This is a genomic window from Paenibacillus sp. EB106-05-06-XG162, assembly GCF_058791655.1.
On sequence record NZ_JBYTDT010000003.1, the window covers coordinates 138,790 to 154,114 of the forward strand.

Consider the following 15,325-nt stretch of genomic DNA (forward strand, 5'->3'; position numbering starts at 1 on the left):
CTCCTCTCCTTAGATGTTTAACGCCCGATTCGTCTTCTCATGCATCCGCTGGTAGGCACGCTGGACCTGATCGCTCGTCGAGACTTCCGGTACATCCACTCTCCACCACGATTCATAACCACCTGAATTTGTCCCCGGCAGCACCTGTACAGCGATTAGCGTTGAACTTTTCTCTTGCTTCGCTTGATGAAGCGCATCTCTTAATTGCTCAATGCTCGTCACGGTGTAAGCTGTTGCGCCCATACTTCTCGCATGCGCTGCGTAATCTATCGCAATATAGTCCCCTGTCAGACCGCCCATTTCCCGACTGCGATATCTGAATTCATTGCCGAACCCATCGCTGCCGTGATCCTTCTGTAAATTGTGAATACATTGGAACCCATGATTGTCTAGCAAAATAACATTCACTTTCACACCCTCCTGCAGGCTCGTAACCAGCTCGGAATGAAGCATCAAATAACTGCCGTCCCCGATAAGTGCATACACTTCATGATCCGGCTCGGCTAATTTGACCCCAAATGCACCTGCGACTTCATACCCCATACAAGAGAATCCGTACTCCATATGGTAGGATTTCGGACGTTCGGAGCGCCATAACCGATGAAGATCCCCTGGTAGACTGCCTGCCGCCGCCACAATGACTTCATGGCCGTCCATGAACCGATTGATTTCACCAAGGACGCACGTCTGCGACAAGCCTTGTTCTAGCTCCACTGCATACAGTCGATCCACTTCTTGGTTCCATTCTGCCTTCTTCGCTACAAGCTCCGCAGCATCATAAGACGATTTATACCCTCTCGCTAGGAGTACATCCGTTAGTTCCTTTAAGGCTTCTGCTGCATCGGCAACCAGTTTGACGCCATTCATCTTCCCCGCGTCGAAGTTGTTTATATTGATATGGATGAATTCCACTTCTGGATGAAGGAAAGCTGACTTCGATGCCGTTGCAAAATCCCCTAACCGTGTTCCGACACAAATGATCGCATCTGCCTCCTTCGCTAGCTGATTGGCTGAGAGCGAACCTGTCGTTCCTATGCCACCCATATAGAGCGGATGATGCCAAGGTACGGCACTTTTACCCGCTTGGGTCTCGGCTATGGGGATGCCAAATGCCTCAGCAAATTGAAGAACCGGCTCATAGGCAAGGGAATAGTGGACACCGCCGCCTGCGATCAGCAATGGCGTCTTTTTGCGCGCAAGTAATTGAACGGCTCTGTCACATGCCGACTTACTTAGTGGCATCCGATCAATCGAATGGACTCTTTTCGCGAAAAAATGCTCTGGATAATCATAGGCTTCCGTCTGTACATCTTGAGGCAAGCAGATCGTCACCGCCCCTGTCTCCACAGGGTCCGTCAACACGCGCATCGCCTGCATCATCGAGCTCATCAATTGCTCCGGCCGAGTGATTCGATCCCAATATTTACTCACAGGCTTAAACGCATCATTCGCCGATATCGTATAATCCATCGGATGCTCAATCTGCTGCAGCACGGGATCCGGTTGTCGACATGCAAAGATATCCCCTGGCAGCAGCAGGACCGGGATTCGATTCACCGTCGCCGTCGCAGCGGCTGTCACCATGTTCAAGGCGCCCGGTCCAATGGATGACGTACACGCGAAAATTTCGAGTCGATTTTTCTGTTTCGCATATGCGACAGCGGCATGCGTCATGCCTTGCTCATTTTTCCCTTGGATGAATTGCAAATTTCCCGGCTCCCGCTCCAACGCCTCGCCAATCCCAAGCACATTGCCGTGTCCGAAGATGCCCATGACGCCTTTTACAAATTTCGTTTCCTTCCCGTCACGCTCTACGTACTGTTGATCAAGAAACTTCAGCAACGCCTGTGCCATCGTTAATCGAAGCACACCCATTTCATTTCACCCTCTCGTTCTATGATCGAGCTACGCTGGTATGAAAAAACCCGCTCCCATCTTATATGCCGGATTCTAGCATGCTATGAGAGAATGTTTGGGTAGGGTGAGGAATAAGCCTTCAAGAATATTAATATAATCGTGCGTATAAAGGGATGTGCGATAATCTATCTCGGAATGGAGGGGGGAATGCTTCTTGTCTCGAGAGGAACATCAGGGCGTGAGCGCCTTTACCAATCGTTGGACGGTCTTGCTCAGCTTCACGCTGCTAGCAGGCATAAGCCAGATGCTCTGGCTGAATTTCGCGCCGCTCATTACAACGCTGGAGGAACGTTATCATGTATCCGAAGAAAGCATGAACTTACTGTTAATGGTGTTCCCGCTCGTCTATGTTCTCCTATCCGTACATGCGGGAATCGTCATCAATCGACGAGGCTATCGATTCGGGGTAGGGATTGGCGGATTGTTCATGGCCATTTTCGCTTGTGTTCGGATCTTCGATCAGCAATTCATCTTCCTCGTCATTGGTCATGTCGGCATTGCGATCGGTCAGCCCTATGTCATGAATGGCATTACCAAACTGGTCGCAGATTGGTTCCCACGAGATCGACAAGCGATGGCAACAGGGCTGGGAACCGTAGGCATGTTCGCAGGGATGGCCCTCGCGCTAGCAACCACGCCAATATTAGTCACAGCAACGAATCTGCAAGTCACCATGATTATTTTCGCCGGGCTTACTGTCCTTGCTACCTTATTCTTCTGGCTTGTTGCGTATCCTAATCCCCAAGGCAATCAACAGCAAGCGCAGCCTTCCGTACGATGGAGAGAACTCCTCCCCTTGCTTCGCAATCGGCAATTGCTTCTCATTTGCATCATCGCCTTCTTTGCGCTCGGCTTCTTCAACGGCATTACCTCCTGGCTCGAACCGATCTTGAAGCCTTATGGGGTGAACGCTGAACAAGCCGGGCTCGTCGGCGGTATGCTCATCATCTTCGGTATGTTGGGTGCCGCGATCATTCCTGCCATCTCGGATCGTTATCGTCGACGCAAGCCATTCCTCATCCTCTGTTGTGCGGTGGCGCTGCTGCTCACCTACCCGTTATGTACAACAGGGAATATGGGTGCCCTGCTGCTATTCAGTGGTTTACTGGGTTTTATGTTCCTTCCGGGGTATGCTTTGCTGCTCTCCATGACCGAAGAAATCGCCGGCGAGAAGCATGCCGGTGAAGCGACAGGACTGATGATGCTCGCAGGCAATCTAGGTGGTGTACTCGTCATCGCAGCGATGCAATGGATCAAGGGGGACAGCGAATCCTGGCTCTCCGCCGTCTATCTCATGGTCGCGATTTTACTCATCTGCACCGTGCTCGCTTGGAATATGAAGGAAGGACAGATACGTCTGGAAGATTAGCGGGCGTGAACAGGGTAGTTTACTTTGAAAGTACCCCAATCACCCAACGTCCCGCTAACGAACCCAGCAATCCTTATTTGCCCCAAATGTCGCGATTATTTTTTCTAACGAACCTCACATACGCTATTCAGCCACAAACCGCCCTTTTCCGCTCATTTTGATACCAATAGCGTGACTACGGTTCGTTAGCTCAAAATTCACTGCATTTCCGCATCAATAAGCGGTTTACGATTCGTTAGCTTCGGTACAACGCACCCGCTCTAACAATCAACCGAACGCACACGTAATTTAAAACAAACAAAACAAAGCCATCTCCGCATCAGCTGAGATGGCTTTGTTCATTTAGGAGTCCTGCTTGGATATGTTATTCAAGCTTGGAGGACGACGGGACGCCTTTTCAGTACTTGAAGTCACGGCCTCTTCTTTCAAACGCGACTTGTTGTGCTGATCGTTGATTTTCTGCGATTTGTTATGTGGCAAGGAAATCACCTCCTCACCATAGGATGTCAATTCATCCAAGAATTACTCATCCTATTCTTGCGCCTTTGGCTTCTGTTCAGCGACCAGCGCAGCTAGAGCAGACGGTACGGATGACGTTGCAGCGATTTCGTTCGACTCGTTACGCTGACCCACTTTCGCCGTCATCCCTTTGATCAGCGATTCGACGTCGATACCTGATACGCTTTTCAACATTTCCGGCGCTGTCGCCATCAGTTGGGTTACATAATTGCTGACGCGCGCAGCGCCGGCACCATTCCCTGTATCTACAACCGTCAACTTCTCGATCGATGAGATCGGCTCTGCGATTTTACCAGCAAGCTCTGGGAGCATTTTCACGATAATATCGAGGATCGCTGCCTCACCGAATTTCTGGAATGCTTCGGCCAGCTTCTCTTTCGCTTCGGCTTCCGCTAGACCGCGAAGTCGAATGACTTCCGCATCGGCAGTACCTTTCGCACGTTCCGCGTCCGCAATCGCCATCCCTTCGAGACGCTTCTGCTCGGCGTTTGCCTTCGCTTGCGCTTCGATGGAATATTGCAATGCTTCTGCTTCCCGCATCTTACGCGCCTTATCGGCTTCCGCCGCTTGTTCGACCGCGTATTTATCCGCATCGGCTTTCTTCTTCACTTCCGCATCATATTGCTTCTGACGAACGAGGATTTCCTTCTCTTGAAGATCGATCTCCCGATCCTTACGTACGAGCTCAACTTTCATCTGCTCTTCAACCATGAGCTGCTTGGCTTTCGCTTCTTGGATCTGGTACGCTTGGTCCGCTTCCGCCTTTGCTGTATCTTGCTCCTTCTTAAAGGATGCCACTTTGAGCTCTTTTGCTTTCCCGGCTTCCGCAATATTTGTATCACGAATGAGTTCGGCTTTCTGTCCTTCTTCTTCCGCCTTTGCTTTCTGAATCCGCGCATCTCGCACCGCTTCCGCTTCGGCGATCTCCGCATCCCGCTTCACCGCTGCAATTCTCGGCTTCCCGAGTGCATCCAGATAACCTTGCTTATCGCGAACATCTTTGATCGTGAATGACACGATCTGAAGACCCATCTTCTTCAAATCACGCGCTGCAACGCCTTGCACCTCTTGTGCGAATTTATCGCGATTTCGATATACTTCTTCCACCGTCATCGAACCAAGGATTGCACGCAAATGGCCTTCAAGCACCTCCTGCGCTTCCCCTTTCAAAGCTTCAATCGGCTTGCCAATGAACTGCTCTGCGGCGGTCGCCACGTCTTCTACGGAACCACCGACCTTAATAATCGCTACGCCGTCCGCAATAACCGGAACCCCTTGTTCCGTATAGACTTCCGGTGTCGAGACATCGAGCTTATGTGAGAGTAAGGATATGTACTGAGACTGTTGGAAAATGGGCCAAATGAATGCGCCTCCGCCGCGAACAATTTTTATTTTGCGACCCGAATCATCCGTTGAAATCGTCGACCCACCACCTAGAAAAGAACCCGTAACGATCATGGCTTTATCCGGACCTACCGTTTTGTAACGCGCCCAAAAGGCTAGACCAAAAACAATAATGACGGCAATCACAATACCTGGAATGATGAGGAAATCTGGAATTTCTGACATACAATCTCTCCTATCTTAGAGGGTTATTGGGGATACATAGGCTACGCCTTCACGGATCTCCACCACAACAACTTGGCTTCCATCCGCGATGTTCACTGCATCGAAGCTCGCTGCAATCTGATTCGTATGCCCTGCTCCGATCCGTACTAATACTTCACCAAATCCGCTAGAAGGAATGGCGACCGTGACCTGACCGATTTTACCTTGCAACTCTTGGATCGAAAAGCCTGTCGAATTCTCACTATTCTGCATCGGCTTCACATAACCGAAATACACGGCGACCGCTAACAATAATGCAATGATGACGGCCATGCCTAGACATACCAGCGTCGTAAACGGCGAATATTTCGTGAGAAGAATTCCCGCGCCGCCAAGTGTCGTCACCGCCGTAGCGATAACCATCGGCTGTAAGAAATCAATCGATAAAAAGTCGAGCATGCCATCGAACACACTGCTAAGAATGTCCCCCAAGACAACACTTATGAGTGCAAATAAAGCGCCAAATGCTAGACAGCCCCAATAAAATGCGACCATTTCACACCTCCTTCATCTTATCAGATCTGATATATATGTATTACGCAAATATTAGGAAATTGTTTCAAAAAATGAGAAAAAAGCGTAACAAGCAGGGACAATCCCGCATACTACGCTTCCTTCCTTTGATACATATTATACCATTCAAGCTTACAATGATGCGCGATAAATCGCGAGCACATCCTCACGATTGAGCTTCTTGAAGTTGCCGAATGGACCAAATTTCATCGCTTTATCTGCCATGGCTTCAAGCTTAGAATCATCGATATTATAATCTGCTAATCGGCTAGGCGCGTCAATCGAATTCCAGAAGCTGCGAAGCGCCTCAATCCCTTCGAGTGCGACATCGCGGTCGCTTTTGCCTGATGGATCAATACCAAATACATTCACTGCCATCTGTTTGACGCGTCCAACATTCTCATCCAGCACATGCATCATCCAATTCGGGAACAGAATCGCAAGTCCGCCGCCGTGCGGAATATCATATACGGCCGATACCGCATGCTCGATGTTATGCGTTGCCCAGTCCCCGTTATATCCCATGTTGAGCACGCCATTGAGTGCCATCGTTCCGCAGTAGAGAATCGTTGAACGATGCTCATAGCTCTGCAAATCTTCGAGCAGCTTCGGCGCCGTCTCCATGACCGTACGCAGCAGCGCCTCGCAGAAGCCATCCTGCAGCATTGTGTTCGGCTCATGATGGAAGTAGTGCTCGAACACATGCGACATCATATCGACCATGCCATAAATCGTCTGGTCACGAGGCAATGACTTCGTATAGTTCGGATCCAGAATCGAGAACTTCGGATTGACGAGCGGGGTGCCCCAACCAAGCTTCTCCTGCGTCTCCCAATTCGTGATTACGGAACCCCCGTTCATCTCGGAGCCTGTCGCTGCAATCGTCAACACCGTACCCAGCGGAAGCGCATCTTGCGGAACAGCCTGGTGGGTCATGAAATCCCATGCATCGCCGTCATACTTCGCGCCAACCGCAATGGCTTTCGCACAGTCAATGACACTCCCCCCGCCAACAGCCAGAATTAAGTCAATCTGTTCTTTTTTGCAAATCTCGACGCCTTTATGTACCGTAGACAGCCGGGGATTCGGTTCAACTCCACCGAGTTCAACGACATAGGCACTAACGGCTTCTAATTGCAGCAATACCTGCTCATAGAGGCCATTTCGTTTGATACTGCCTCCGCCATAGAGCAGCAATACACGCGAACCATACTTCGGAATTTCCTGTGTGAGCATCTGAATTTGACCTTCACCAAATATCAGTCTTGTTGGATTATGAAATTGAAAGGGTTGCATACGTATCCTCCTCATGCGATTAAATGCGATTACTCTCGCCTTCCCTAGTATACCACTGTATCCCGTTCTACTTCTAATGAGAAAAACTCCGATCGAAGTACTTTCAAAGATGAGCGACCGCGTTTAGAAGTTGTTTTTATCGCCAAATAGAATGTGGGTGTTTCGTTTACAGCGAAACTTATAAATTCTATTGTGGTTACAGAAAAAGGAGCCTTACGGCCCCTTCTCTAATCATTACGCTTGGCTTGCAGCAATAGCTTGCCCCAAATCATGCAAAATATCTTGAATCGATTCCGTACCGATGGACACCCGAATCATGCCTGGATGAACCCCTGCGGAAATTTGCTCATCTTCGCTGAGCTGTTGATGCGTTGTGCTCGCAGGATGGATAACCAATGATTTCGAATCGCCAACATTCGCAAGGTGCGAGAACAGCTTCACGTTATTGATCAGCTTACGTCCAGCCTCCAAGCCACCCTTGATGCCAAAGGTCATGATCGCGCCTTGACCCTTCGGCAGATACTTCTGAGCAAGCTCATAGGAGGAATGGCTTGGTAGTCCTGCATAGTTCACCCACTCGACGGCATCATGTGCTTCTAGGAACTGCGCTACCTGTAGCGCATTCGAACTATGGCGCTCCATCCGCAGATGAAGGGTCTCCAGTCCTTGCAGCAGCATAAATGCGTTAAATGGCGACAAAGTCGCACCCATATCCCGAAGCAATTGCACGCGTGCCTTGATAATATATGCAATCGGACCCACTGCATCGGTATACACCACACCATGGTAGCTTGGATCCGGTTCTGTTAAGCCTGGGAACTTCCCGCTTGCTTTCCAATCGAATTTCCCGCCGTCGACGATGACGCCGCCAATCGATGTTCCATGTCCGCCAATGAATTTGGTCGCAGAATGAACGACGATATCTGCGCCGTGCTCCAATGGACGAAGCAAGTACGGGCTTGGGAACGTATTGTCGACAATTAACGGAATACCGTGCTCGTGCGCAATCGCTGCTACCGCCGCAATGTCTAGTACATCGCCTTTCGGATTCCCGATCGTCTCCGCATAGAGCGCCTTCGTGTTCGGTGTAATGGCTGCGCGGAAATTCTCCGGATTGCTTGAATCCACAAAATGCACTTTGATGCCAAGCTTAGCGAGTGTCGTTGAGAAGAGATTATAAGTCCCACCATATAACGTTGAAGCAGATACGATCTCATCGCCAGAGCCTGCGATATTCAGAATCGCGAGAGTAATCGCAGCTTGTCCCGATGCCGCCGCGAGCGCAGCTGGACCGCCTTCCAGTGCTGCAACACGCTTCTCGAATACATCGGTCGTCGGATTCATTAATCTCGTATAGATGTTGCCGAATTCCTTCAGTGCGAATAAGTTCGCAGCATGATCGGTGTCGCGAAAAGCATAGGAAGTTGTCTGATAGAGCGGAACTGCACGTGATAATGTTGTCGGATCAATTTCTTGACCGGCATGAATAGCAAGTGTTTCAAAATCAAAAGGACGTTCTTGAGACATATTTAATTCCTCCCTGCATCTATAGGATTTATGGGTATTACTCCCCTTATTCTCGCATAGTTCTGCAGGCTTGGAAAGACTTTCCTCTATAATTTACTGTTTATTGATTTTTAATTTTGGATAAGATTTGATGCAAACACTCAATTTCATCCGTTCCTACATGAGAAAAGGCAGCCTTCAATCGCTCGGAACGCGCATTGCGTAATCGCATATACGTCTCGCGGCCTTGATCACTCAAGGACAGGAGTACGACGCGCCGATCTTCTTCGGATCGCTCCCGATGAATCAGTCCCATATAGAGCAGCTTGTCTGTCAGCCCTGTTACAGCACCGGATGTGATTTCAAGGCTATGCGCAATATCCGAAGCACGGCATACCCCTTTCTGATACAAGGCATTTAATACATACATGGATCCCGCGCCCAGGTGCTCCACATCCCGAAGGTAATGGCGGTCTGGTGAATTCTTCTGTAGAATAACCTCCATCATGTCATGCAATTGATGCAATAATACTTCTCGTTCTTCTTGTTGTTTATTCGATTCTTCGAAATGATTGGACGACTCCACGTTGATCCCCCTACTACGGTAATGACAATTCTCCTATTATAAGATAATTTCCAGTCCAAAGAAAGAAAAACCTTTCTGAGCTAGGCTCAGAAAGGCAGTTGTTTCAGACTATCTACAATACTGTCACTGCGTTTGATCGTCCACCATTCATCATGCTGGATCGACTCGTTCGGCTGGATCGTTACAAGCGGCCCAAGGGACTCAAGTTCCAAGAAATCTTCATTTGTATACAATTCAAAAGAACAGCCGAAATCCGGGTAGTTGGCTCCTTCGCGATGCTCGAATGTTTTCTGGAACAATACACCGTCATTGTAATATGCAGCGCACTGTTTCACTTGATTCATCCCGAACTTGAATGGTACCGTATTGCTGCGCTGTGCAACCGTAATGACGTCCTTCCCCCAATGAACTCGAGGATCGGACATATCTGTATAGGGCCATACAATCAACTTGCGGTTCGGCAGCAGATCGGCATAACTATCCGGCTGTGGCACCAATGCCGTCCCCCCCGGTGCCATCATAGATAATGCCCATGCCGCATGCTCGATAGCCTTCTCACCCAAATTCGTCACACGATGTCTGACATGAACACGGCGATCGATGAAGGAAATGACAATCTCCTTCTGCGTCGAAGTCACATGATCGACACCCGATGTAAAGACGAGGCCCGCTTCAGTCTGCTTCCATTCTACTGGCGATAAGGCAGGCTCATACGTATCCGGATAAATCTCTGGACTCAGCCAGAAACGGTGACCGCCGCACAAGCGAAACCCATTCTCTTCATGGTACTTGTTATTCGGATCTTCAAAGAACAGGTTCTTGCCATCTACGAGACTGCAATGAATAATACGAGGGCCATAATTCAAGGTCACGAGGAGCTGAACATCTTCGTTCACAATTTCTAGACATGGTCCCCATACCTCATGATCAACTTGTTGATATTGCATTGTACTCATATTTCTGTAGTCTCCTTCCAACCCATACTGTGAACGAAGCGATTAAATGCTGCAATGCCCTGCTCCGTTCGTTTGTACACACCCGCACACGATAGAATTTCAACGAATTTGTCGCCAACTTCCTGTTCAACAATACGCATCGCCTCGTCCTTCGACGACAGCTGGCCATGTGTAGCACGGAGCTGTTCCACCCAAGGAATATGCTCAGCAATGCTAGCATAGTGGTCCTCAGTACGTTCATTCGTCCAAGGCAATTCTCCGCTCAGAATCTGCGCAATCTGCTCAAGCTGTGATTTCAGACGGCCTGGCAGAATCGCGACACCCATCACTTCGATAAGTCCGATATTTTCTTTTTTAATATGATGCAAATGACGATGCGGATGGTAGATGCCTTCCGGATGATCCGCGTCTGTCCGATTGTTCCGAAGCACCAGATCCATCTCGTATTCACCCTTCGCATTATAGCGAACAATCGGCGTTACCGTATTGTGAGGGACAAGCTGTCCGTCACGTTCACTATATGCGATTACATTCGCGTTCTCGTCACTATAGGATTTCCACGCATCGTAGACTTCATTGGCCGCGCTCAATAACGCTTCCCGCTTCTTGCTCGTTAGACGAAGCACGGACATTGGCCATTTCACGCGATGAATCTGAACTGCAGGATGCGCATCATGCAAGAATCGCGTCTCAAGTGAAGATAGCTCAATCGGGAACGTATGCCGTCCGCCTTGGAAATGATCATGTGTCAGAATCGAGCCGCCAACAATCGGTAGGTCTGCATTCGTTCCCACGAAGTAATGCGGGAATTGATCCACAAAATCAACCAGACGTGCAAACGTCTCATGCGTTAACTTCATCGGGACATGTTCGCTGTGGAATACGATACAATGTTCATTATAGTACACGTATGGAGAGTACTGGAAGAACCACGGCTCTTGCGTCAGTTCGACGGGAATAACCCGTAAATTCTGGCGTGCTGGATGATTCAATCGACCTGCGTACCCCACATTCTCCGCGCATAATAGACATTTCGGATAATGCGAAGGGGCGGCTTTAAGCGCCATCGCGATCTCTTGCGGATTCTTCTCCGGCTTGGATAGATTAATCGTCATTTCGATATCGCCATAGTCCGAAGAATGCCGCCAATAGCTGTTCTTGCGAATCCGTTCCATCTGAATATAATTCGAATCAATACATAAATTGTAGAAGTCCGTCGTCGCGTCCTCCACACCTTGGTCCGTCGCCGTATCGCGGAAATTCCGCACCACTTCCGAAGGTCTCGGCATCAGGAGCCCCATGATTTTCGCATCGAGTAGATCAGCGTAGGTCGTATTCCGTTCTGGCATGAGCCCAATTGTAAAACCGTAATCGATTAACTGTGCGAGGAGCGCATGCGGTTCATCCGCAGGGACCTCATCTGCACTCCATACGCCCATGTAAGGAGCATGAAATTGAAACAGATCCAGCAATACATTGCGTGCGTAGTTCACATCCTCCGCAGCAATCATCTTCTTATGCGCTGCGAACTGAACAAGACGCTCAATCGCGACTAAGGCCTGCTCCGATTGTACATGGTTCTCCGTCTGCGTCATCATGATTTTACTCCCCGTAGCCATTCGGATGCTGACTGTGCCAGTTCCAAGCGGATTCAATAATTTGCTCCAACCGTTCACGCGTTGGGTTCCATCCGAGAACTTGTCTTGCTTTGGCCGAGGAAGCAACTAATACGGCAGGATCCCCGGCGCGTCGTTCTTGCATTTGCACAGGTATGTCGAGCCCCGTCACCTTCTTCGCCGTCTCAATGACCTCACGTACGGAGAACCCGTTTCCGCTGCCAAGGTTAAAGATATTACTGTCGCCGCCATCGCGTAAATATTGCACTGCGCGAATATGCGCGTCCGCTAGATCTGTGACATGTACATAGTCACGTACACAAGTCCCGTCAGTCGTTGGATAATCTTCACCGAATACGGCAATAAATTCACGCTGCTTGAGCGCTGTCTGTAATACCAGTGGAATCAAATGCGATTCCGGTTGATGATCTTCGCCTATAAGGCCGCTCTCATGCGCCCCAGCTGCATTGAAATAACGAAGTGACACGTATTTCATACGGTGTGCCGTATCGAACCAACGCATCATCCGTTCCATGGTAAGCTTTGTCTCACCATACGCATTAGTCGGCTCTGTCCGATCCGTCTCTTCAATGGGTACCTTCTCCGGTTCACCGTACGTCGCTGCTGTCGAGGAGAATACGATGTTTTTCACACCGAACGCATTCATCGTTTCGAGCAAGCATAGTGTACCGTAGACATTATTGTCGTAGTATTTGCCCGGGTTCTGCATGCTCTCGCCAACCAAGGAATTCGCTGCAAAATGAATCACCGCATCAATCTGGTTCTCACGGAACACTTGAGTAAGGAAATCACGGTCGCGAATATCCCCCTCGTACAATTTCCCGCCACGTACCGCGCCACGATGCCCTTGGTATAAATTATCGACAACGACAACATCCTCACCGCGCGTGACCAATTCCATTACCGTATGTGACCCAATATATCCTGCACCGCCTGTTACCATAATTGCCATCGTTTCTCCACTCCCTCTATCAACTTATGATCACGAAGTTAATCGAGAAGTAATTCGACATCGAATCTTGCATTCACCTTCCAAATCCGGTACTCATTTAGGTTCTACCTAAACTCAGTTCCTCTTTGTTCAGTTTCATGCAACCTTCTCGGTGCTGATAAGTTGATCTATATTATTTAATCAGTTGCTCGACGCCATTCCCTACATCACACACATAGAATTCCCCTTGAATCCCTGTCTTCTGCTCGTAGACTTCGCCAACCTGTTGAATGAATTTCTCTACTTGATCCTCATGAACAAGCGCTACGGTACATCCGCCGAAGCCTGCGCCCGTCATCCGTGCGCCTAGCACACCTGGCACTTTCAATGCTTCATCGACCATGACATCCAATTCAAAGCAGCTTACTTCATAGAGATCCCGCAATGAGTTATGCGATGCTTGCATCAATAGACCAAAATTCACGAGATCGTCGTTCGTCAAGTACGCCACCGATTGTAATACACGATCGTTCTCTTCAATTGCATGGCGAGCACGGTTACGCACAGTCTCGTTCGTAATATGGTGAGCAATCGGCTCAAATGCTTCGCTCGACAATTCGCAGAGTAATTTCAGCCCTGGCACATGCTGTGCTAGAATTGCAACGGCTTCATCACATTCTTGGCGGCGTTCATTATATTTGGAATCCACCAATCCTCTGCGCTTCTTCGTATTCCCGATCACCAGCTTATACTGTCCCGCTTGGAAAGGAACAAGCTTCTCTTCGAGCGTATCACAATTGAGCAGGATCGCATGATCCTTGCGTCCATTCGCAACCGCAAATTGATCCATAATGCCGCAATTCACGCCGACGAATTGATTCTCCACCTTCTGTGATAACACCGCAATTTCTTTACGGTCCGTCTTGTGACCTTCAAGCGATAATAATGCATACATCGTAACCACTTCAATCGAAGCCGATGAGGAAAGTCCTGAGCCGTTCGGAATCTCCCCGTGGAAGAGCATCTCATACCCCTTCGTAATCGGATATCCAGCTTCCTGCAGCGTAACGACGACCCCTGTCGGATAATCTGTCCAAGCATTCGATTTAGATGCTGGAAGCGCATCTAATGCGATTTCACTTGTGCCATCGAAGTTCGTTGATCGCATCACGACCTTACGATCCGTACGCGGGCGAATACACAATGTGGTTCCGAACTGTAATGCGGCCGGGAACACGAACCCACCGTTGTAGTCAATATGCTCACCGATCAAATTCACGCGACCAGGGGCATGGAACCACTGGATCGCTTGATCGCTCGGACCATAATATTGTAAAAAGCTGCTCTGCAATGTCTCATGTAACGTGTTCGACAATTGAATTCACCTTCTCTTTTCTCCGCGGGATAGATTCATAGTCGCCATATCCAGCGCATCTATGAATTAACCTTAGTATACAGGAATATGCTGCCATTGAATATAAAACGATGTTGCTTCCACATGGATTTATGTGACTTTTTGAGATAGAATAAATATCAAATCCAACCTACTAATCGAGGTGATCGTCGCGATGCGCACCTTTCCAACTTATACCTATGCTGTCGCATCCAATCCTATTTTTCAGGATCGAAGTGATTTCCACGTGCTATTCTCCGGGGAGAGCCAGACCAAGCCCCAACATAAGCTAGGACCCAAAGTCTATGATTATTATTTGCTGCACCATATTATTTCTGGTCGTGGCTTGTTCACCCTTGAGCAGCAATCGTACGCACTCGAGGCAGGCGACAGCTTCCTCATCAGTCCTGAGCAGCTCGTCAGCTATGTATCCGACGAAGTGGAACCGTGGCATTACCGCTGGGTCGCGTTCGACGGGACTTCCGCAGAACAAATTCTCCGTGATGTCGGATTTACATCGCACCACCCTGTCGTCCGTATGAAGGATGCAACACCCATTTTGTCGCATATGCATCAGATTCAGCAAGTTTTCCAGAGTCGTAAACCAAGCAGTCATCTAACCGCAACGGGGTACCTGTATCAGATTCTTGCCACGTACCACGACATTTTGAACCAAAGCGAAGAGCTTATCACGGCCGACCAACACAGCCAGCAAGCCGTCACACAAATGATCCGATACTTATCCACGCAGTATGCCCAGCCGATTTCGATTGAAGATATGGCAGAAAGTCTAGGTTATAATCGAGCCTACCTTTCACGTATTTTCAAGCAAGCCACCCAAATGTCACCCGTCACCTTTCTTCTGAAGCTGCGGATTGACAAAGGAAGACAACTGCTTCGGGAGCGAACGGAGCTAACCATAGAGCAAATTTCCGCTTCCGTCGGTATCCAAGACGCGCTCTATTTCTCACGCCAATTTCGTCGTTTCTATGCCATGTCTCCAACAGAATATCGTATTGCTACCACACAAAAAGCCTCCAACGCACACCAATAACTAGGTGCCGTTGAAGGCTTTTTTACGATTTTTCATCGAG

At 49.0% G+C, this 15,325-nt stretch carries 13 protein-coding genes; 2 read left to right on the forward strand and 11 right to left on the reverse strand.

Annotation, left to right across the window (positions count from 1 at the left end; all coding sequences use genetic code 11):
• Positions 1-9 precede the first annotated feature (9 nt).
• Positions 10-1,875, reverse strand: a complete 1,866-nt coding sequence (gene iolD, locus AC3WU2_RS09425; protein ID WP_492453513.1) for a 3D-(3,5/4)-trihydroxycyclohexane-1,2-dione acylhydrolase (decyclizing) — start codon at positions 1,873-1,875, stop codon at positions 10-12.
• A 196-nt stretch (positions 1,876-2,071) separates the two neighbouring features.
• Between iolD and AC3WU2_RS09430 the strand changes: the two genes are divergently transcribed.
• Positions 2,072-3,286 carry an MFS transporter gene (locus AC3WU2_RS09430; protein WP_492453515.1) on the forward strand — a complete coding sequence of 405 codons (1,215 nt, stop codon included), beginning with the start codon at positions 2,072-2,074 and terminating at the stop codon, positions 3,284-3,286.
• 342 nt (positions 3,287-3,628) lie between these two features.
• Here the strand turns inward: AC3WU2_RS09430 and AC3WU2_RS09435 are convergent, their stop codons facing one another.
• From AC3WU2_RS09435 to AC3WU2_RS09480, 10 genes are all read right to left on the reverse strand, one after another.
• Positions 3,629-3,766 carry a hypothetical protein gene (locus AC3WU2_RS09435; RefSeq protein ID WP_169445382.1) on the reverse strand — a complete coding sequence of 46 codons (138 nt, stop codon included), beginning with the start codon at positions 3,764-3,766 and terminating at the stop codon, positions 3,629-3,631.
• Between the two features lie 51 nt (positions 3,767-3,817).
• Positions 3,818-5,374: a flotillin lipid rafts scaffold protein FloT gene (gene floT, locus AC3WU2_RS09440; RefSeq protein ID WP_492453517.1), complete on the reverse strand. Its 1,557-nt coding sequence runs from the start codon at positions 5,372-5,374 to the stop codon at positions 3,818-3,820.
• Positions 5,375-5,389: 15 nt separating this feature from the next.
• Positions 5,390-5,908 (reverse strand): NfeD family membrane protein, encoded by a 519-nt coding sequence (locus AC3WU2_RS09445; RefSeq protein WP_492453519.1) that lies wholly within the window; start codon positions 5,906-5,908, stop codon positions 5,390-5,392.
• A gap of 150 nt (positions 5,909-6,058) precedes the next feature.
• Positions 6,059-7,222 carry an iron-containing alcohol dehydrogenase gene (locus AC3WU2_RS09450; protein ID WP_492453521.1) on the reverse strand — a complete coding sequence of 388 codons (1,164 nt, stop codon included), beginning with the start codon at positions 7,220-7,222 and terminating at the stop codon, positions 6,059-6,061.
• A gap of 234 nt (positions 7,223-7,456) precedes the next feature.
• A complete protein-coding gene (locus AC3WU2_RS09455; protein WP_492453523.1) occupies positions 7,457-8,749 on the reverse strand; it encodes a homocysteine synthase in 1,293 nt (430 codons plus the stop codon).
• A gap of 100 nt (positions 8,750-8,849) precedes the next feature.
• Positions 8,850-9,314 (reverse strand): MarR family winged helix-turn-helix transcriptional regulator, encoded by a 465-nt coding sequence (locus tag AC3WU2_RS09460; RefSeq protein WP_018757130.1) that lies wholly within the window; start codon positions 9,312-9,314, stop codon positions 8,850-8,852.
• Positions 9,315-9,400: 86 nt separating this feature from the next.
• On the reverse strand, positions 9,401-10,270 hold the full coding sequence (locus AC3WU2_RS09465; RefSeq protein ID WP_492453525.1) for a hypothetical protein: 870 nt from the start codon (positions 10,268-10,270) through the stop codon (positions 9,401-9,403).
• Positions 10,267-11,868, reverse strand: coding sequence for a UDP-glucose--hexose-1-phosphate uridylyltransferase (locus tag AC3WU2_RS09470; protein WP_492453527.1), 1,602 nt, complete (start codon positions 11,866-11,868; stop codon positions 10,267-10,269). Before AC3WU2_RS09470 ends, AC3WU2_RS09465 begins: the two co-directional genes overlap by 4 nt.
• A gap of 4 nt (positions 11,869-11,872) precedes the next feature.
• Positions 11,873-12,859, reverse strand: a complete 987-nt coding sequence (gene galE, locus AC3WU2_RS09475; RefSeq protein ID WP_492453529.1) for a UDP-glucose 4-epimerase GalE — start codon at positions 12,857-12,859, stop codon at positions 11,873-11,875.
• Between the two features lie 172 nt (positions 12,860-13,031).
• Positions 13,032-14,213 carry a galactokinase gene (locus tag AC3WU2_RS09480; RefSeq protein ID WP_492453531.1) on the reverse strand — a complete coding sequence of 394 codons (1,182 nt, stop codon included), beginning with the start codon at positions 14,211-14,213 and terminating at the stop codon, positions 13,032-13,034.
• Positions 14,214-14,406: 193 nt separating this feature from the next.
• Here AC3WU2_RS09480 and AC3WU2_RS09485 point away from each other — a divergent pair, with 193 nt between their 5' ends.
• Entirely contained in the window at positions 14,407-15,285 is an 879-nt protein-coding gene (locus AC3WU2_RS09485) for an AraC family ligand binding domain-containing protein (protein ID WP_492453533.1), read from the forward strand.
• Positions 15,286-15,325 lie beyond the last annotated feature (40 nt).